The organism is Lysinibacillus sp. NPDC059133, assembly GCF_042755925.1.
GTDB lineage: Bacteria > Bacillota > Bacilli > Bacillales_A > Planococcaceae > Lysinibacillus.
In genome coordinates this window covers 124917-143982 of the sequence record NZ_JBHZDH010000004.1, presented here as the reverse complement: position 1 = coordinate 143982, position 19066 = coordinate 124917, and the positions used below count along the sequence as shown (strand labels likewise).

General features: G+C 38.2%; 17 protein-coding genes and 2 riboswitches. Of the genes, 9 read left to right on the top strand and 8 right to left on the bottom strand.

The features are described 5' to 3' along the window. Positions 1–166: 166 nt before the first annotated feature. Positions 167–949: a TSUP family transporter gene (locus ACFXN8_RS04015; protein WP_386842945.1), complete on the bottom strand. Its 783-nt coding sequence runs from the start codon at positions 947–949 to the stop codon at positions 167–169. A gap of 126 nt (positions 950–1075) precedes the next feature. On the opposite strand from ACFXN8_RS04015, the gene ACFXN8_RS04010 reads away from it, so the two are divergent. Further along, on the top strand, positions 1076–1858 hold the full coding sequence (locus ACFXN8_RS04010; protein WP_386842943.1) for a TrmB family transcriptional regulator: 783 nt from the start codon (positions 1076–1078) through the stop codon (positions 1856–1858). An 85-nt stretch (positions 1859–1943) separates the two neighbouring features. Here the strand turns inward: ACFXN8_RS04010 and ACFXN8_RS04005 are convergent, their stop codons facing one another. Further along, complete coding sequence (locus ACFXN8_RS04005) at positions 1944–2315, bottom strand: nucleotide excision repair endonuclease (RefSeq protein WP_370044156.1); 372 nt, start codon at positions 2313–2315, stop codon at positions 1944–1946. Between the two features lie 194 nt (positions 2316–2509). Then, positions 2510–2620, top strand: a riboswitch (SAM riboswitch). Between the two features lie 150 nt (positions 2621–2770). Here ACFXN8_RS04005 and metA point away from each other — a divergent pair. Beyond that, entirely contained in the window at positions 2771–3706 is a 936-nt protein-coding gene (gene metA / locus ACFXN8_RS04000; protein ID WP_376070445.1) for a homoserine O-acetyltransferase MetA, read from the top strand. Between the two features lie 358 nt (positions 3707–4064). Here metA and ACFXN8_RS03995 read toward each other — a convergent pair whose 3' ends face one another. The 6 genes from ACFXN8_RS03995 to plsY all read right to left on the bottom strand — a co-directional run bounded on the left by ACFXN8_RS03995 (position 4065) and on the right by plsY (position 9873). Next, positions 4065–5798, bottom strand: coding sequence for a GerAB/ArcD/ProY family transporter (locus ACFXN8_RS03995; RefSeq protein WP_386842940.1), 1734 nt, complete (start codon positions 5796–5798; stop codon positions 4065–4067). 36 nt (positions 5799–5834) lie between these two features. Next, complete coding sequence (locus ACFXN8_RS03990) at positions 5835–6068, bottom strand: hypothetical protein (RefSeq protein ID WP_376070437.1); 234 nt, start codon at positions 6066–6068, stop codon at positions 5835–5837. Positions 6069–6071: 3 nt separating this feature from the next. Then, positions 6072–7271 (bottom strand): Ger(x)C family spore germination protein, encoded by a 1200-nt coding sequence (locus tag ACFXN8_RS03985; RefSeq protein WP_386842938.1) that lies wholly within the window; start codon positions 7269–7271, stop codon positions 6072–6074. Between the two features lie 14 nt (positions 7272–7285). Then, complete coding sequence (locus ACFXN8_RS03980; protein WP_386842936.1) at positions 7286–8833, bottom strand: spore germination protein; 1548 nt, start codon at positions 8831–8833, stop codon at positions 7286–7288. A gap of 127 nt (positions 8834–8960) precedes the next feature. Continuing rightward, the gene (locus ACFXN8_RS03975) at positions 8961–9251 is read right to left on the bottom strand and encodes a HesB/YadR/YfhF family protein (protein WP_376070429.1); all 291 of its coding nucleotides are present in this window, start codon (positions 9249–9251) and stop codon (positions 8961–8963) included. A gap of 19 nt (positions 9252–9270) precedes the next feature. Further along, positions 9271–9873, bottom strand: coding sequence for a glycerol-3-phosphate 1-O-acyltransferase PlsY (gene plsY / locus ACFXN8_RS03970; protein WP_376070427.1), 603 nt, complete (start codon positions 9871–9873; stop codon positions 9271–9273). 701 nt (positions 9874–10574) lie between these two features. On the opposite strand from plsY, the gene parE reads away from it, so the two are divergent. The 7 genes from parE to ACFXN8_RS03935 all read left to right on the top strand — a co-directional run bounded on the left by parE (position 10575) and on the right by ACFXN8_RS03935 (position 18961). Further along, complete coding sequence (gene parE, locus ACFXN8_RS03965; protein ID WP_386842933.1) at positions 10575–12551, top strand: DNA topoisomerase IV subunit B; 1977 nt, start codon at positions 10575–10577, stop codon at positions 12549–12551. Further along, on the top strand, positions 12548–14980 hold the full coding sequence (gene parC / locus ACFXN8_RS03960) for a DNA topoisomerase IV subunit A (protein WP_386842931.1): 2433 nt from the start codon (positions 12548–12550) through the stop codon (positions 14978–14980). Before parE ends, parC begins: the two co-directional genes overlap by 4 nt. Positions 14981–15152: 172 nt before the next feature. Further along, a riboswitch (TPP riboswitch) is annotated at positions 15153–15263 on the top strand. 174 nt (positions 15264–15437) lie between these two features. Continuing rightward, a complete protein-coding gene (locus ACFXN8_RS03955; protein ID WP_376070418.1) occupies positions 15438–16433 on the top strand; it encodes an ABC transporter substrate-binding protein in 996 nt (331 codons plus the stop codon). A gap of 1 nt (position 16434) precedes the next feature. Continuing rightward, positions 16435–16725, top strand: coding sequence for a thiamine-binding protein (locus tag ACFXN8_RS03950; RefSeq protein ID WP_376070416.1), 291 nt, complete (start codon positions 16435–16437; stop codon positions 16723–16725). Next, positions 16725–17495: an ABC transporter permease gene (locus ACFXN8_RS03945; protein ID WP_386842956.1), complete on the top strand. Its 771-nt coding sequence runs from the start codon at positions 16725–16727 to the stop codon at positions 17493–17495. Before ACFXN8_RS03950 ends, ACFXN8_RS03945 begins: the two co-directional genes overlap by 1 nt. Next, entirely contained in the window at positions 17473–18222 is a 750-nt protein-coding gene (locus ACFXN8_RS03940; RefSeq protein WP_386842928.1) for an ABC transporter ATP-binding protein, read from the top strand. Before ACFXN8_RS03945 ends, ACFXN8_RS03940 begins: the two co-directional genes overlap by 23 nt. Next, the gene (locus tag ACFXN8_RS03935; RefSeq protein WP_386842926.1) at positions 18212–18961 is read left to right on the top strand and encodes a TatD family hydrolase; all 750 of its coding nucleotides are present in this window, start codon (positions 18212–18214) and stop codon (positions 18959–18961) included. The genes ACFXN8_RS03940 and ACFXN8_RS03935 overlap by 11 nt, the downstream gene beginning before the upstream one ends. The last annotated feature ends 105 nt before the right edge of the window (positions 18962–19066 follow it).

Here is a 19066-nt window from a genome sequence, read left to right as displayed (position 1 = left end):
AGACCCTCCGGAGCGACGGAAAGAATCGCTGAAGCGACGGAAGAAACCTTCGAAGTGACGGAAAGAATCACTGAAGCGACGGATAGTACCTTCAAAATGATGGATAGCCCCTCCGAATTAAAGGAATAGAACGCCAAAGTGTGTCAACAACTAAAACGCCGTAGAGCTAGATATTTACGGCGTTTTTTATGTAATCATAAGCATTCTTAGTTAACAAAGTAATCGTTACGATAATAAACAATACGCGGACAAAACCGCTACCTTTTTTAATCGCAACACGCGAGCCTACCATTGCACCGGCAATTTGAGCTATACCCATTAGTAAACCGTAGACATAATGAATTTGACCTAAGTAGGCGAACATTAAAAGACCAGCAAAATTACTTGCGAAGTTTAGAAATTTAGCATTTCCTGCAGCCTTTAAGAAATCGAAGCCGACTAATAAAAAGCTAAAAATTAAAAATGAGCCAGTTCCTGGACCAAGAAACCCATCATAAAACCCAATGCTAAATAACAACAGCATGAATAAAACTAAGTGTGTAAATTTTAAATTTTTGACCGCAGCTACTGAACCCCAATCTTTTTTAAAGATTGTATAGATTGCAACAGCAGCAAGCATTATGAGCATGAGTGGTTTTAGTAATTCAGGATTGATTAGATGTACTGTCCATGCCCCGAAAAGGGATCCTATAAACGCTAGCGGAAAGTATTTGAGTACCGAACGAATTTCTAGCTGACCGGAACGATAAAAGGAAATTGTTGATGTCAAAGATCCCATGGTGCCAGCAAGTTTATTGGTTGCTACGGCTGCTGCTGGATTTAACCCGGCAAACATAAGGGCAGGTAATGCAATTAAGCCACCACCACCAACGACCGCATCCACAAAGGCGGCTAAAAATCCAAAAGATATTAATAATATGACTACATTTAAATCTACTTCAAATAGCATGTTTACACCTCTTTAGATAGTTACTACTGAAATAGTAACTAAATTTTGCGTAGCTGTAAAGACTAATTTTTTTCGTTGGCTAATCTTCATGGCCTTCAACTATAATAGAGGAAATGGAGGGATTCGATGGAATTATTAATCGCCCAATTAAAAGAGCTAGGATTCACAGAATATGAAGCAAAGGCCTATACGGCACTCGTACAAAATAGTCATGTTAGTGCCTATCAAGTAAGTAAAAACTCCGGTATCCCACGTGCAAGAATATATGACATACTTAATGTACTTGTTGAAAAAGGGTTAGTACTGAAAGAAGAAACGGCAGATCAAACGACATACTCTTCCATTCCTGTCGCTGTATTTTTACAACAAATTCAGCAACGTTGGCAATCGAATTTCACGTCGATAAGTGATCAATTAGAAAAATTAGAGGTAAAAGAGCAGGAAACGGAGCATAAGGTTGTCACGTTAAAAGGAAAAGAGGCAATCGTCAATTATTGTCAGTCGTTATTAAAAAAAGCGGAGAAAAAAGTACTATTATCAATGTGGGTAGATATGTATGAAGAATTGCGAGAAGATATACATGCGGTCGCTCAGCACATTCCGGTTCATGGTATTACATTGTATGTGGATGAAAATGTTGCAACCATTGACCAGCATCGCGTTACTCAATATACGAGGACAGCTTCCACGCCCCATTGGTTTATTCTGTCTGTAGATGGTCAAGAGATGATTTATGGTCACTCACCGTCAAATCAAGAAACGGCTTTTATTACAAATGATCCTGTTCATATCTATTTATTAGAGGATTATATATGGCATGACGTGCTTGTTAATCGACTGTTAAAGCGCGATGAGATGGAGCTTGAGGAATGGATTACGAAAGAACGTAAAGCATTTTTTGTAGAGTAAAATATTAAAAAGAATCTGCTCGCCATCATGTACATTACAGGATGGCGAGCAGACTCTTATTTTTTGTTAAATAGTATTTTTTATCTTAATAAAAAACTTTATCAACATTGTATTTAGCGCGGAATGAATTGATCGCGTATGTTTCGTAAATTTCACGTTCCATTGGATCTTCCACTTCATACACTTCAATTTTGAAAATTTCATTACGATGATTTTTCATCGGTGACACATTGTCCTCAAAATGCTTCTTAATACGTTGACGAATTTTACGAGCTTTACCGACAAATAATAGTTCGTTCTCTTCATTGTAAAATAAGAAAATACCACCGTTTTCACGTGTGATTTTATGGAAATCAATAAAACCATGGTACGGTGTGATTGGTACATCACCTGGCTTTAAATCTTGTTCGCGTTGGCGAATTACTAAATCTGGTTTTGGAAATTCAATTTTAATCAAACTATTCACGTTCCTCTCTGTTACTAAAGGTATATGTTAACATAATTACAGCTTGTTTACCATAAAATATGTAGACATAGTTTCAAGATTAGTGTTAAACAAATTACATCATGACATGCATGGTTAATAACAAAATATTCTATGTATTATTGATATTCTTAATTGTTCGTGTTACAATTCTTTTTAATTAAATAATCTTATCATGAGAAGTTGAGGGATTTGGCCCGATGACGCTTCAGCAACCTCTAACAAAAGTTAGAAAGGTGCTAATTCCAGCAAAGGATTTGTCCTTTGAGAGATAAGAGTGAACGTGGAAAAATCCTTCTCATTCTATCTCAAATGGAATGAGGGGGATTTTTTAATTTCATCGAAAAAGAAGACTTAATGAGCTTTGAACAGGGCCTGTGCATGGAGACTAAGGCCCAATTGATTTTAACTAGAGAGGGGAATGCAAGATGCCAATTAATATTCCAAAAAACTTACCAGCTGGAGAACATTTACGTGAGGAAAAAATATTCGTTATGGAAGAGGACAGAGCGAAAACTCAACAAATTCGTCCATTAAATATCTTAATTTTTAATTTAATGCCGGAAAAAGAAAAAACAGAGCTGCAATTACTACGTTTATTAGGTAATACACCGTTACAGGTGAATATTACATTTTTAAATACGGCTACACATGAATCGAAAAATGTTAGTAAATCACATTTGCAATTATTTTATACGACGTTTAATCAAATTCGTCATCGTCGCTATGATGGCATGATTATTACGGGTGCACCAGTAGAAAAAATGGCATTTGAAGAAGTGAACTACTGGCAGGAAATTTCAGAAATTATGGATTGGTCCAAAACAAACGTAACATCAGTCTTACATATATGTTGGGGTGCTCAGGCAGCGTTATACCATCATTACGATATCGGTAAAATTGAGCTTCCTGCTAAATGCTCAGGTGTATACTCTCATGTCATTACGGATTTAACGGTGGATTTAGTACGTGGCTTTAGTGATTCATTTACGGCACCACATTCACGTTATACATCCGTATCAATTGATGAAGTACTTAACCATCCTGATTTACGATTACTATCTTATTCAGAAGATGCGGGTGTTTTCATTGTGCAATCTAAGGATAATAAAAACATTATGATTACTGGCCATCTTGAATATGATGCGACAACTTTAGCGGATGAATATAGTCGTGATGTTGCGAAAGGATTAGATATTGAGGTACCCGTGAATTACTTCCCAAATGATGATCCAGGAAATGAACCGATTAATACGTGGCGTGCCCATACACATTTATTATTCTCAAATTGGCTGAACTACTATGTTTACCAAGAAACACCATACGAATGGGATTTCGTTGATCAAATTGAATATCATATTTAACTTCTTTCAGCGGGTGTCCAAATATCCGTTGCTGCCGCTGTCGCTACGTTTCACTACGCTTTCGCACAGTCAACACACGTTGCTGACGCTGCGTTAGCACTCCGTACGCAATTATGCCGAGGCATAATTGATTAATGTTCAATAGCAATTAAAAATGATGACCTTGATATTTTAGGGTCATCATTTTTTACTTTACTATGTTCCCGACTGGGCGCTTTCCTGAGGCGTCCGATGAGCCGCTCCGCTTCGCTGCAGGGTCTTATCTGTGACGCGTGACGCTGGTCCCTGAAGAGTCGCCCAGTCTCCACTCTAATCAACAAATGTCACGCACAACTTTTGGTGATGAACCACATTGCTGTTAATTGTCTGGCGATTTTCCATTCTTATCACTATTTGGAGTATTGCCGGTATCGCTATCATTCTGTGTAGTATTACCGGTATCGTTGTCACTCATACTTTTAGGAGCATTTCCGCCATTGTTGCTATTTTCACTTTGTGTAGGCTTTTCGGCATTACTGCTACTTTCATTTTGAACAGCGTTTTCGTTATTGTTACTTTCACTTTGAGAAGCATTTCCGCTATTACTGCTATTTTGACTCTGAGAAGAATTTTGGCCATTGTTATTACTTTCATTTTGAGAAGCATTACCACCATTGCTGCTATGTTGACTCTGAGAAGAATTTTGGCCATTGTTACTACTTTCATTTTGAGAAGCATTACCACCATTGTTGCTATTTTGACTCTGAGAAGAATTTTGGTCATTGTTACTACTTTCATTTTGAGAAGCATTACCACCATTGCTGCTATTATGTTGACTCTGAGAAGAATTTTGGTCATTGTTACTACTTTCATTTTGAGAAGCATTACCACCATTACTGCAATTTTGACTCTGAGAAGAATTTTGGCTATTGCTACTACTGTCACTTTGTGTAGCATTTCCGTTATTACTACCATTTTCATTTTGTGTATTACTACTACATTGCGTAGTATTTCCTTGATTCCCATTAATTTTACGAATCATCGCGACAAGTAATAAAACTAATGGTAATAAAATCATGAAAACGAAGGAAAATATTGGCCATGTATCTCTATTGTAAATATCTGAATGAATGATATTAGGATGAACAATTTGTGAAATTCCAAGGATAATCATACCGAGTGGAAAAATGAGCGGTCGATGATTTTTAATTTTAAATATTTGTGCGATACCGATAACCGAAGCATAAAAATACATAAAAGTTCTAATATAAATTGAGATTATCCACATGGCGGCCATAATTACTTCAATACGCTGCAAAAAATTACCGATTGAAATTCTTTGAGCTAATGAATAGCTAGGAAATGTCCTAGCAGCTGTATTTTCGGGACCTAGGACAAGGATAGACAGTGCGATGATCAAAATTAAGGCAATTCCTCCAATAATTGTGCCAATGTAAAAACCTTTTTGTGCAGATTTTTGGACGTTAACTGCGGAAGGGAAAATCGTTAATAATACAACAAGCGGGAATGAAAAAAGACTTATAAATCGAATCATACTAAAGAATACTGATTTTTTTGGTGTTTCCATTATTGGCTGTAAATTTTCAATCTGGATGGATGGTGAAATGAAAATTACAAAGAAAATGAAAATTAGGGCAAATATTGGAAACAGTATTTCTGCAGAACGAGCAAAAACTTCAATTCCTAGAAATGCAGCATAAATAATGATAATACTGAACATAAATGCAAAGGCCATTGTAGGTGTTTCTGGCATTATTTCCGTTTTCATGAAAATTCCAATGAAATATAATAATTCACCGGCAGAAAGTAAGGATATAATTATAAAGCAAATTGCAGTAATTTTTCCGAAAAAACGACCTAATATCTTTTCATTAGCCTCTACAAATGTAAGGGTAGGTGTTCTATTTCCTAAAGCAACGAAAAGCTTTATTATGGGCAAACTTAAAACGACACCAATGATCGCTGCAATCCATGCATCTTGCTTTGCTTCGCTTGTTACACTTGCAGGGATAATTAAAATGGCTGTGCCAATTGAAAAGAGAAGGGTAATGATCATAAATTGTCTTGAACTAATTATTTCTTTTTCCATCATGAACGATACCCCTTTTCTTAACATAAAGTTGCCTTATTATTTTGTCAGGGAGACGATTAAATCTTTAATTGGTGAAAAAATAAAGGTAATTAAGTCTAGTGGGCTCGGAATTTTGAGCCTTAATGAGACCGCAATATTTAATGCAGCACCTAGCAATAAAAAAATCGAAAAAATAACGATCGTTTTCGTTTCTTTATTTTTTTTTAATGTTGGAATGAAGGCAAAGGCAATACTAGCAGAAATGATTAGAATGAATATCGTCATAATCATGGCTTATTCTCCCTTCGTCTTATTCACTAATGAGTTTTCCATCGTCCCTAATCCTTGTGTGTTCACATGTACTTCAACTTTAACTGGTAGCTCTTGAAATATAGTTAGCCAGTCTTTTTTTATTTTTTTCCACTCTTTAGGATTTGTGCGATGAAGTGCTGCACCAAATCCAAAAATATCGACCCGATAATTTTGCTGAACTGTACTGATTGTTTTTTCGATTCGTTTTTTAATAAGTTCTTCCGTTTTTTTATTGATGTTTAGAATCGATTTTTCTTTAGTAAGATCTATATTACATTCAACTTCTCCGACATTTTGGCTAACATCTATAGAAACATTGATTTTAGGAGCTCCTTTTTCAAATTTACCTTTTATTTTCGTCTTTGAGTGCGTAATTTCAGTTGATAACGTACCTCCCTTAGGGCAAGCAAGAATTTCAATGGTACTTTCTATTTTGTCCATTAAAAAACCGAGGCTTCTACTCTCATCTTCCGTTAAAAGCCCAATGAATTTATCTTCTTTAAATACAGCTAAGCCCGTATACCTCAATAGCACAGGAGATTTCGATCTTTTAACATTCGTTTGTTCCATTCCAACATTTTTATCCCCATGGATTTCAATGGCAGACATGACTACACTTTTTTCTTTGTTATTTAAAGTATTGATTAATTCATCAATTTTAATGGATTGAGTTGTACCCCAAGATTTCTCTGATGTTTTAAGAGATTTTAGCATTTTATTTGCTGGTACTTTTTCGATAGGTGTTAATACATTTAAAACTTCATCGGCAGTCGCGTCATGAGCAACGATGACATCGAAATCATTTCTGAATTCATGATCTCTTGAAATTAAATCTAATGGCTCGCTAATTCCTTCTTTTGCTAATTCATCACCGAGCACAACTATTTGTAGATGAGAAAAATAAAGTTTTCTAGCAGTTACTGTTGTCATTTTTCTAATGGCCTCAAATACCGTTTTACCTTTTGCCTGGTAAGTGATCACTGGTGATCGTCCTGAAGTAGGCTGTTTGGTGGAGATTTCACCAGTATCTACAACTTGAACAGTTATCTCAAATTCATGATCTACTTTATCTATTCCTAATGCAGCGACAATCGCTAATTCATTGAGTTCACGCTTACTCCAGCAACCACTTAAAAGTAAAGTAAGAATCATTAGTAAACATATTGCCTTACATTTTGCCATGGTGCATTCCTCGTTTACACATTTGATTGATTCCTTTTTTTCGTATTAAAATATTTATGACCTCTGACAGTATTTTTTTGACTAATTAAGCGTGGTCGAGTCAATAAAGCTCTACGCGGGAACAACACTAGTGCATCTTTTTGATCCTGTAAAACTAATGGACCGAACGGACTTAAATATGGAACACCGAAAGTTCGTAGGCTACATAAGTGCAGGATGATGATCATAAGTCCAAACATAAGACCAAACAATCCAACTATTGCTGATACAATCATTAATGGGAAACGAAGCGCACGAACTGTATTGGATAAGCCATAGGCAGGGAACAAGAAGCTACTAATGGCTGTTAGTGCCACAATAATGACCATTACGGCTGAAACAATTCCTGCTTCTACGGCTGCTTGACCGATCACTAATGTTCCAACAATGGATACTGCTGGTCCAATTGTTCTTGGCATTCGAAGACCTGCTTCTCTTAACACCTCAAAGGCAAGCTCCATAATGAGTGCCTCTACAACGGCAGGGAAGGGGACTCCTTCTCGTTGAGATGCAATACTTATTAGCATAGGAGTTGGTAGCATTTCTTGATGGAAGGTGGTGATCGCTATGTAAAGCGATGGTGCCACCAAGGCTAAGCTAATTCCAAAAAATCTCAAAATGCGGATAAGAGTACTAATCATCCAATGTTGATAATAATCTTCAGCAGACTGTAAAAAGGATGTAAATAGGGCCGGTACAATTAGGACAAACGGTGAACCATCCACTAAAATAGCAATTTTACCGTCTAATAGTTCACCAGCAATAACGTCAGGTCGTTCAGAATTATAAACTGTAGGGAATATAGTGGATTTAGAGTCTTGAATAAAATCTTCGATGTAGCCGCCTTCCAAAATACCATCAATATTAATACGATCTAATCGGGCAAGAACCTCTGCTACTATTTTGTCATTCGCAATGCCATTTATATACATAACGGCAACTTCCGTTTTTGTTACTTCACCGATAATACGGGACTTGATCCAAAGATTCGGACTTTTAATTTTTCGACGGATAAGGGCCGTGTTAGTTCGTAACGTTTCCGTAAAGGATTCCCTTGGACCTCTAATGACCGATTCTGTCGATGGCTCCATAATGGCTCTATCTTTTGCACCTTTTGTACTTGTTACGATACCCGTTGAAGATTCATCTAATAAGATGACCGTATCACCATTTAAAATAGAGTTGTACAGTGCTGAAAAATGGAAAATATCATTCACATCGCCGACTGTTAAACAAGAATCTTTTAAATATCGAATAATCTTTTCTATTTCTGAATCTTGATTATCTTCAATAGCAAGCATTAATTTATCAATCACAGCATTAGAAATGCTTATTTTATCGGATAAGCCATCTACATAGATGATCGCCATCGTATATTGTTCTGCTTTTCCAATGATCACTTCTCGTATGACAAGGTCATTACTATTCCCGAGTGTGTTTTTAATCATCTTCAAATTTTGAGAAAGAGAACTATACAGTTGGTCATTGTTTTGGGAGGTATCGGCAATTTTAGAAATAGACATGTTTTTTCCTCCTCAAGTTTTTACATAAATATAGAATGTGCAACTTTGAGAGAAGATAAACCAAAATTAGAAGTGAACTCATATAAAAAAGCAGTGTTCCCTTCGTCTAACGAAAGGAAACACTGCTTTATTTTTTATACTCATATTTTAATTCGTCATTTGTAGCATCCACATCTACATATAAATCGTGATCATTGAAAAACCATAAATCTTTTTCATCTATATAGTAGATAACATCGTCAATCACTGTCTTTACACCAATTTCGATTGGTTCTTCACGTGTCATACCAAGAGAAAAGCCTTCATGAAAAGGACTGGAACCACCATATCTAGCATAAAAACGAATAGTATCTCCGGATTCTACTTCCATCTCTTGTTTGAACCATTGTAGTGCTTCATCTGTTAGTACGATATTCATTAGAATGTTCCTCTCCTCGTTACAGCCATTTCACCTTTGGCTCGGTACCATTTTTAATGCGGGCAATATTTGCTCGGTGACGGTACATGATAAAAGTAAATAAACATGCTACTAAAATACCTAACGCAAAATCGCCTGTAACAAAATAATATACGATTGAATAAATAAGTGCTACTAAAGCGGCAATCATCGAAGTTAAACTTACAATTTTCGTTATTTTTAATGTTACAATAAAAGCAATAAATAATAAGACAAATAGAGGCCATGAATATCCTAAGAGAACGCCTGCTGATGTTGCCACCGCTTTCCCTCCGCGGAAACCTGCAAAGATAGGGAACATATGCCCAATAACGGCTACTAGTCCAAGAATTAGCGAGTGAATGGAGACTTCAGAGAATACAGGAAGAGCTACAAGTAATACGGCTGCTGTACCTTTTAAGACATCCATAATCGTTACGACGATTCCTGCTTTTTTTCCTAAAATACGAAATGTATTTGTCGCACCTAAATTACCGCTTCCGTGTTCACGAATATCCGTTTTATAAAAAATTTTGCCTACCCATAATCCAGAAGGTATAGAGCCGATTAGATAAGCACATAAAATAATAAGTCCATTTAGCATAGCTGGACTCCTTTCATCCATAGATTATTACTTGGTACTAATAATATGTAATAAATATTTTACACTTTTTCTCTACAATCTACAATGTCATGAAGGAGATTTCTTCGTGTATCTTGAATTCATTATAAAAGATAACTATTTTTCAAGGATTTTTATATGTAGTTTAATATATGTTAGGCTTTTTGACATGATTCATGTTGGTTGCAGGTTGCATGAAAGCCCTTTCTAAAAATATAGGTATAAAGGCAATTTTGTCAATCATCCATTCCTTTGGTAGAATAGAAGTCTATCTTTAATTTCTAGAGTAAGTTAGTATGAATTTTCTAATAGACAGAAGGAACCTATTAAGTACTGAATTGTATATTTTTCAGGGGATATTCAAATGCTTCTGTATGGAAGACCAAAACCTATAGCGATCGGTATCGTTTTGAAATGAGAGTAATGACCAGAAGATAGCCCTATGTTGTTTTATTTATGCAACTAATGTTTACGATCCTGCGTCAAGGGAATAGGATAGTTAGTAATACATATTAAAGCAACTATTGCAACTTTTTCTTTCAGTAAAAAGCTCAAAACGACAAAGCTGTGAGGAAATTTTAAAAATTTATTGGGTCTGTCACTAGCTATTGACAGGAAATGCTATTATTATTAGGAAGAGAACATAAATAGAACATGCGTTTTGTTTTTTGGAGGGGAATTTTTTGGCGAATAAACAGTCACCAAGCGTCTATAATGATGACGCCATTCAAGTATTAGAAGGATTAGAAGCGGTACGAAAACGACCCGGCATGTATATCGGTTCTACAGATGGCCGTGGACTTCATCACCTAGTATATGAAATCGTAGATAATGCGGTGGATGAAGCACTGGCTGGCTTTGGTTCTCATATCATTGTCCATATTCATAAAGATCAAAGTATCAGCGTTCGAGACTTCGGCCGTGGAATGCCAACAGGTATGCATAAGATGGGGAAACCCACTCCCGAAATTATCTTTACTGTCTTACATGCTGGTGGTAAATTCGGGCAAGGTGGCTATAAAACAAGCGGTGGCTTACATGGTGTAGGTTCTTCTGTTGTTAATGCTTTATCCACTTTTTTAGAAGTAACGATTCATCGGGACGGTAAAAAGTATCGTCAACGCTTTGAAAACGGTGGCCATCCTGTAACAACATTAGAAGAAATAGGACAAACAAAACAAACAGGAACACTTGTTCATTTTCTACCGGATGACACGATTTTCTCTGTAACAAAATACAATTATGATACGCTTGCAGAACGTTTACGAGAGTCAGCATTTTTATTAAAAGGCTTAAAAATTGAGTTAATCGATGAACGCGAGGAAGGCAAAGGTGATGTTTTCTTTTATGAGAACGGCATTGAAGCTTTCGTTGCTTATTTGAATGAGGAAAAGGATGTTCTTCATCCCGTTAAGTATGTGGAAGGGATTCAAGACGATATTGAAGTAGAATTCGCCTTCCAATTCAATGATGGCTACTCTGAAACAATCCTTTCATTTGTTAACAATGTACGTACACGGGACGGTGGAACACATGAAACAGGTGCCAAGTCAGCGTTAACGCGTGTTTTCAATGAATATGCACGAAAAATTGGTCTGTTAAAAGATAAAGATAAAAATCTTGAAGGGACAGACATTCGAGAGGGCTTAGCAGCGATTATTTCTGTTCGTATACCAGAGCATTTATTGCAATTCGAAGGTCAAACGAAGGGGAAACTCGGGACAAGTGAGGCACGCTCGGCAGTAGATAGTGTTGTTTCGGAGCAAATTTTATATGTGCTTGAGGAAAACGCTGAATTGTCTGCCTCTCTTGTGCGTAAAGCTATTCGTGCGCAGCAAGTACGTGAAGCGGCTCGTAAAGCACGTGAAGATGCACGAAACGGCAAGAAAAGCAAAAAAGGCAGTACGATTCTTTCCGGAAAATTAACACCTGCACAATCTCGAAATACGGCGAAAAACGAGCTGTATCTAGTCGAAGGTGACTCTGCTGGAGGATCTGCAAAACAAGGACGAGATCGTACGTTCCAAGCAATTTTACCATTGCGTGGTAAAGTTATTAATACAGAAAAAGCAAAGCTTCAGGATATTATGAAAAACGAGGAAATTTCAACGATTATCCATGCCATTGGTGCTGGCGTCGGAACAGATTTCTCTGTCGAGGATTCATCGTATGACAAAGTCGTGATTATGACCGATGCTGATACGGACGGAGCGCATATTCAAGTGCTGCTATTAACGTTCTTCTATCGCTATATGCGACCATTGATTGAAGCTGGAAAGGTATTTATCGCATTACCACCACTTTATAAAGTATCACGGGGTACTGGTAAAAAAGAAGTGATTGAATATGCTTGGACCGAAAAAGATTTACAAATGGCCATTAAAAAAGTTGGTAAGGGTTACATATTACAGCGCTATAAAGGTCTTGGTGAGATGAATGCTGACCAGCTGTGGGATACGACAATGAACCCTGAAACGCGTACATTAATTCGTGTAACGATTGAGGATGGCGCACGTGCTGAGAGACGTGTGACAACATTAATGGGCGATAAGGTAGAGCCGCGCCGTAAATGGATCGAAGCTAATGTAGACTTCGGTATGGAGGATGATTCAAATATTTTAGAAAATGAATTCATCCAACAAGAGGAGGACCAAGCATGAGTAGTACGGAAAAATTCCAAGATTTGCCTTTAGAAGAAGTGATGGGTGACCGCTTTGGTCGCTATAGTAAATATATTATACAAGACCGCGCGTTGCCTGATGCACGTGACGGTCTTAAGCCTGTGCAACGACGTATTTTATATGCGATGTTTACAGAGGGCAATACGAACGAAAAACCATTCCGTAAATCAGCCAAAACTGTCGGTAATGTTATCGGTAATTATCACCCACATGGTGACAGCTCCGTATATGAAGCGATGGTGCGCATGAGTCAGGATTGGAAGGCGCGCCATATGCTTATTGAAATGCATGGGAATAACGGCTCTGTTGATGGTGACCCACCGGCAGCGATGCGTTATACAGAGGCAAGGCTTTCTGCAATTGCAGCGGAAATGCTCCGTGATATTGGCAAGAAAACCGTTGAATTTGTACCGAACTTTGATGATCAGGATATGGAGCCGACTGTTTTACCAGCTCGTTTCCCGAACTTACTAGTCAATGGCTCAACGGGTATTTCGGCCGGTTATGCCACAGACATTCCTCCTCACGCACTTGATGAGGTGCTAGACGGTGTTCTCATGCGCTTAGATAAGCCGAACACTACTGTTGATGAATTAATGACTGTTATTAAAGGGCCTGATTTCCCAACAGGTGGGATCATTCAAGGTGTCGATGGTATTAAAAAGGCGTATGAGACTGGTCGCGGTAAAATTATCGTGCGCGCTCAAGCAGCCGTGGAGCCAATTAAAGGTGGCAAAGAACAAATCGTTATTACGGAATTACCGTATGATGTCAATAAAGCAAATCTTGTGAAGAAAATCGATGAGCAACGCGTAGATAAACGACTTGAAGGAATTGCAGAAATTCGCGATGAATCGGATCGTACCGGCCTACGTGTTGTCATTGAACTGAAAAAAGATGTTCCTGGACAAGGGATTTTACAATACTTGTTCAAAACAACTGATTTACAAGTAGCCTATAATTTTAATATGATCGCTATCCATAATCGTCGTCCGACAATGATGACATTGCCATTGTTACTGGATTCTTATATTGTCCATCAAAAGGAAGTTGTGACGAACCGCTCCATTTATGATTTACAAAGAGCTAAAGATCGTTCGCATATCGTTGATGGCTTGATAAAGGCGCTTTCTATTTTAGATGAAGTTATTGCAACGATTCGTTCGTCTAATGATAAACGAGATGCGAAAACGAATTTACAGGTGAAATTTGACTTTACAGAAGTGCAATCAGAGGCAATCGTTAGCTTGCAATTATACCGATTAACGAATACAGATATTACAGAGCTTCGCCATGAACAGGATGAACTAAATAAACTGATCGCCAAGCTTGAAGGTATTCTTAATAGTGAAGCAAAGCTTGTACGTGTTATTAAACAGGAACTACTTGACATTAAAAAGCGCTTTGCAGAGCCACGTCGTTCAAAAATCGAACAAGAAATTGAAGAAATCAAAATTACGTTAGATGTCCTTGTCCCAAGTGAAGAGGTCGTAGTGACTGTCACAAAGGATGGCTATATTAAGCGTACATCTACACGTTCACATGCAGCTTCGAATGGTCAGGATTTTGCGATGAAGGATTCCGATTATTTGTTATATGAAGAAAATTTAAATACGCAGCATCATCTATTGCTATTCACAAACCGAGGCAATTATATTTATCAGCCTGTCCATGAGCTACCAGATATTCGTTGGAAGGATCTTGGTCAGCATATTTCAAGTATTGTGCCGACCGGAGAAGATGAATCTATTATTGCTGTATACGGTTTTGAGACATTCGAACAGGCTAATACGTATATTTTAACGGCTACGAAAGATGGACAAATTAAACGCTCATCTGTAGCAGATTATGCTGTAACACGCTATTCGAAACCGATAAAAACGATGAATGTCAAGTCGGGAGATGAAATGATTTTTGCAGGTATCGTGACGGACGAGGTAGAACTAATGTTAACGACAGATACTGCCTATGCTATTCGTTTCCCAATGGAGGAATTACCAGTAACGGGTGTGAAAACGGGCGGCGTCAAAGGGATTACGCTGAAAGACGGAGAAGCATTAGTCGGTATCAATGTTTTACCGCCAAATGACACGGCCTATGTGGCGATTGTCACGCAGCGCGGTGCGGTGAAGAAAATGAATGTAGCCGAGGTAGAGCTGGCTAGTCGTGCAAAACGCGGCTTAAAAGTATTAACAGAGTTAAAAGCGAACCCACATCGTATCGTGGCTGTAGTTAAGGTAACTGGTGGGGAACAGCTAACGATCGAGACGGAAAAAGGCGTGCAAGAGATTCTTGACGTACAAGCATTAACGCGAGCAGATCGACACTCCAACGGCTCCTTTAAAGTAGATATAGCTGCTGACGGTGCCATTTCACATGTGTTCACGGTCAAAAAAGAAGAAAAGTAAAATTAGTTTTCTAGCCCAGCTCCTTTTGAGAGCTGGGCTTTTTTTAGTAAATTGAAACCAATCAGCTTTGTGCTTTGGTGTGGCTGTTTAATAATAATTCAGCGCTATCGGTAAACAGCCACTTGTCATTTCGTGATAGATATGGGTATAATAATCACGAAAAGTTCATATGGAAAGAATGTAGGGGGGCTGGTAGTTGCCAGCTGAGATTGTGTCCGATAGACGCTGACCCTTTGAACCTGATTTGGCTCGTACCAGCGTAGGGAACATCTATTCAAAAAAAGAAAGTTTTTGATACTGATTGTAAAACGTCTGGGAGGAATCCTGGGCGTTTTTTTATGTTTTCAGACTTTTGTTGCATGCACATACCTTACGTGTAAACAGACCGTGAACGGTTTCTGCTGGTAAAGACATTCATTCATGAACACTTTCACACTACTTACTTGGAGGATTCAACATGAAAAAATGGTTATTGATCCTGATGGCTGCACTTTTAACATTAGTGGGTTGTAGCGAAAAAGAGGCTAAAAAGGATGCTAAAGGGTTAACAAAAGTATCAGTCGTTCTTGATTGGACACCGAATACAAATCATACCGGTTTATATGTAGCGGAAAAGCTTGGCTACTTTAAGGATCAGGGCTTAGATGTTGATATTTTATTACCTGGCGAAACCGGTGCAGATCAGCTTGTGGCATCTGGGAAGGCTCAGTTTGGCGTAAGCTATCAGGAAGGAATTACACAGGCTCGTGTGCAGGATGTACCTTTAGTATCGATTGCAGCGATTATTCAACATAATACTTCTGGCTTCGCATCTATTGCATCGAAAGGGATTTCGTCACCAAAGGATTTTGAAGGTAAAACATACGGTGGCTGGGGTGCACCACTTGAAAAGGCTGTACTACAATCACTTATGCAAACAAAAAATGCGGATATTAATAAGTTAGATATCGTCAATGCTGGTGATTTAGATTTCTTCACAATGATGAAAAAAGATATTGATTTTGCGTGGATTTATTATGCATGGACAGGTATTGAAGCAGAACTTCGTGGCGAAAAGCTAAACATGCTTTATTTAACAGATTATAGCGAGCAGTTAGATTATTACACACCTGTACTTGCTACAAATGAAAAAATGATTAAGGATGATCCTGAGACGGTCAAAGCATTTGTCGCTGCTGCAGCAAAGGGCTATGAATATGCGATAAATCATCCAAATGAAGCAGCTGATATTTTACTAGAAGCGGTACCTGATTTAGATAAGAACCTTGTGCATAAAAGTCAGGAATGGCTAGCAGATAAGTATCAAGACGACGCTGCACAATGGGGCGAGCAAAAGCTAGCTGTCTGGGAAAATTACGCGAAATGGATGGCCGACAACAAAGTTTTAGAGGGCGAATTTAACGCAGAACAAGCATTTACAAACGACTTTTTACCGAAAAAGGAGACAAAGTAATATGGCAAACTCATTAATAAGTGTACAAATTATACCGAAAACTGAAAAATATGAGGATGTGATCCCATATGTCGATGCAGCGATTGCGGTTATCGACGCTTCAGGAGTTAAATATGAAGTTCACCCACTAGAAACGACAATGGAGGGTGAACTATCGATTTTGCTACAAATCATTGAAAAAATGAATGACAAGATGATTGAGCTGGGCGCGATCAATGTCATCACGCAAGTGAAAATTTTATATCAGCCATCTGGTATTACAATGGGTACATTGACGGAGAAATACCAGTGATGAAGCAAGCTTTCAAACAAGGAAGGACGATAATTTTTATCGCCTTCCTCTTATTCATATGGGAACTAATTGTCCGTTTTGCTGATACTCCACATTGGCTTTTGCCTGCACCGAGTGCCATTTTGAAAGAAGGTTTTCAATCGTATGAGACGTTTGTGCCACATGCTTTAGCGACTGTTCAATTAGCACTTCTAGGTCTTGCCATCGGGATATCATTTGGGCTAACGGTTGCTGTGCTATTACATCGTTTTACGTTTGTCAGGGAGCTATTTTATCCTATTCTCATTATGTCGCAGAATATCCCTATACTTGTCCTAGCACCGTTATTAATCATTTGGTTTGGCTTCGGTTTATTGCCAAAGCTCATTATTATTTGTCTTGTGTGCTTTTTCCCTATTGTTATTTCGGCAATGGATGGCTTTCGTCAAACTTCGCCTGAGCTGAAGCATTATTTTGAGATGATTGGTGCAACGAAAGCACAAACCTTTTGGAAGCTTGAATGGCCTTATGCGTATCCAGCGATTTTTTCAGGCATAAAGATTGCGGCAACCTATAGCGTCATGGGGGCTGTCATTGCGGAATGGCTAGGTGCGAAAATGGGGATTGGTGTTTATATGACATTAGCACAATCTTCATTTCGAACGGATCGAGTATTTGTAGCGATTTTTGCCATCGTATGTTTAAGTTTACTATTATTTAGTGCTATTCGACTTTTAGAAAAATTTGTTGTGAAGGGGAGAGGACGCCATGCTAAGTATTCAAAACATTGATAAATCCTTTGATGCTCTTCCTGTCATTTGTAATTTATCTTTTGAGGTGAAGGACGGGGAATTTGTGGCGATTATTGGTCCGTCAGGCAGTGGAAAAAGTACACTCTTTCAATTAATTGGCGGTGTTTCTTCTATTGATAAGGGTGCCATTTTATTGAACGATACAGATATCCAGCAAAAAAGAGGGACGATTGGCTATATGCCTCAGCAGCCGTGTTTATTACCATGGCGTACGATAGTAGAAAATGTCACGATGGTCGAGGAGCTTCATGGAAAACCAAACGTGAACTTGGCCAAGGAATGGTTAGACAAAGTAGGGCTTGCAGCGTTTGAAAATGCGTATCCCAATGAGCTGTCAGGGGGTATGCAACAGCGTGTATCTTTTATTCGTGCCATTGTTAGTGATAAGCCCATCTTATGCTTAGATGAGCCGTTTTCTGCACTTGATGAGTTTACAAGGCTTGAAATGCAGGCGTGGCTTTTATCGATATGGGAGGAATATCGAAAGTCAATATTATTCGTTACACATAGTATCGAGGAAGCTCTGTTTTTAGCTGATCGTATCATTGTACTCACGAAACGACCAGCGACAATGAAAAAGGAAATAATCGTACCTTTTGCAAGGCCACGCCAAGAAGAAATTCGTCATTCCGCTTCGTTTACGGCTTTGAAGCAACAGTTATTCACGTATTTAAAAGAAGAAAAGGATGGAGCGAATGTTGATTGATGCACATATTCATTTAGATCAGTATGAGGAAAATGACGTACCTACTTTGCTAGAGGAGGCTGAACATGTTATTGCCGTTAGCATGAATCTTCCATCGTGTGAGCAGACGTTGAAGCTGTCTAAAGCCTACGGAAAGGTAAAGGCAGCGTTTGGCTTTCATCCCGAACAACCGTTACTTAGTGATGTGGAGGAAGACGTTTTATTCGATTGGATACGCCAACACGCTCATGAAATGGTGGCAATTGGCGAGGTAGGCTTGCCTTATTATTTGAGGCAGGAGAAGGCGATTGATGATCGTCCGTATGTGGCATTGTTAGAACGGTTTATTGTATTGGCAAAGGAGTTAAATAAACCGATAGTGTTACATGCTGTTTATGAGGATGCGGCGATTGTTTGTGATTTGCTAGAAAAACATCATGTAACGAAAGCGCATTTTCATTGGTTTAAAGGCGATGAGGAAATAGTTGAACGGATGATTCATAATGGGTATTTCATTTCTGTGACGCCGGATTGTACGTATGAGGCTGATATTCAAGAACTGATCGAAAAATACCCCATCGAGCTGATAATGGTAGAAACAGATGGTCCATGGCCGTTCGAAGGTCCTTTTGACAATAAACGAACATCGCCTTGGATGATGAATCATTCCATAGAGGTTATTGCTTCGATAAAAGGGCTTACAACACAGGAAGCGGTGCACACCATTACAAGAAATACGACAACATTTTATAATTTATAACAAAAAACACAGCTGTTTCTTTTAAAAAGCAGCTGTGTTTTTTTATTTGACAGTATTTTCATTCTGCACTAATGTAAAATATGGAAAATAAAAAACTTTTTTTGT

What these genes read in the sequence shown, in the direction of transcription:
- ACFXN8_RS04015 (WP_386842945.1), bottom strand. Translation starts at nt 949, where the DNA reads ATGCTATTTGAAGTAGATTTAAATGTAGTCATATTATTAATATCTTTT.
- ACFXN8_RS04010 (WP_386842943.1), top strand. Translation starts at nt 1,076, where the DNA reads ATGGAATTATTAATCGCCCAATTAAAAGAGCTAGGATTCACAGAATAT.
- metA (WP_376070445.1), top strand. Translation starts at nt 2,771, where the DNA reads ATGCCAATTAATATTCCAAAAAACTTACCAGCTGGAGAACATTTACGT.
- ACFXN8_RS03995 (WP_386842940.1), bottom strand. Translation starts at nt 5,798, where the DNA reads ATGATGGAAAAAGAAATAATTAGTTCAAGACAATTTATGATCATTACC.
- ACFXN8_RS03990 (WP_376070437.1), bottom strand. Translation starts at nt 6,068, where the DNA reads ATGATTATGACGATATTCATTCTAATCATTTCTGCTAGTATTGCCTTT.
- ACFXN8_RS03985 (WP_386842938.1), bottom strand. Translation starts at nt 7,271, where the DNA reads ATGGCAAAATGTAAGGCAATATGTTTACTAATGATTCTTACTTTACTT.
- ACFXN8_RS03980 (WP_386842936.1), bottom strand. Translation starts at nt 8,833, where the DNA reads ATGTCTATTTCTAAAATTGCCGATACCTCCCAAAACAATGACCAACTG.
- ACFXN8_RS03975 (WP_376070429.1), bottom strand. Translation starts at nt 9,251, where the DNA reads ATGAATATCGTACTAACAGATGAAGCACTACAATGGTTCAAACAAGAG.
- plsY (WP_376070427.1), bottom strand. Translation starts at nt 9,873, where the DNA reads ATGCTAAATGGACTTATTATTTTATGTGCTTATCTAATCGGCTCTATA.
- parC (WP_386842931.1), top strand. Translation starts at nt 12,548, where the DNA reads ATGAGTAGTACGGAAAAATTCCAAGATTTGCCTTTAGAAGAAGTGATG.
- ACFXN8_RS03955 (WP_376070418.1), top strand. Translation starts at nt 15,438, where the DNA reads ATGAAAAAATGGTTATTGATCCTGATGGCTGCACTTTTAACATTAGTG.
- ACFXN8_RS03950 (WP_376070416.1), top strand. Translation starts at nt 16,435, where the DNA reads ATGGCAAACTCATTAATAAGTGTACAAATTATACCGAAAACTGAAAAA.
- ACFXN8_RS03945 (WP_386842956.1), top strand. Translation starts at nt 16,725, where the DNA reads ATGAAGCAAGCTTTCAAACAAGGAAGGACGATAATTTTTATCGCCTTC.
- ACFXN8_RS03940 (WP_386842928.1), top strand. Translation starts at nt 17,473, where the DNA reads ATGCTAAGTATTCAAAACATTGATAAATCCTTTGATGCTCTTCCTGTC.
- ACFXN8_RS03935 (WP_386842926.1), top strand. Translation starts at nt 18,212, where the DNA reads ATGTTGATTGATGCACATATTCATTTAGATCAGTATGAGGAAAATGAC.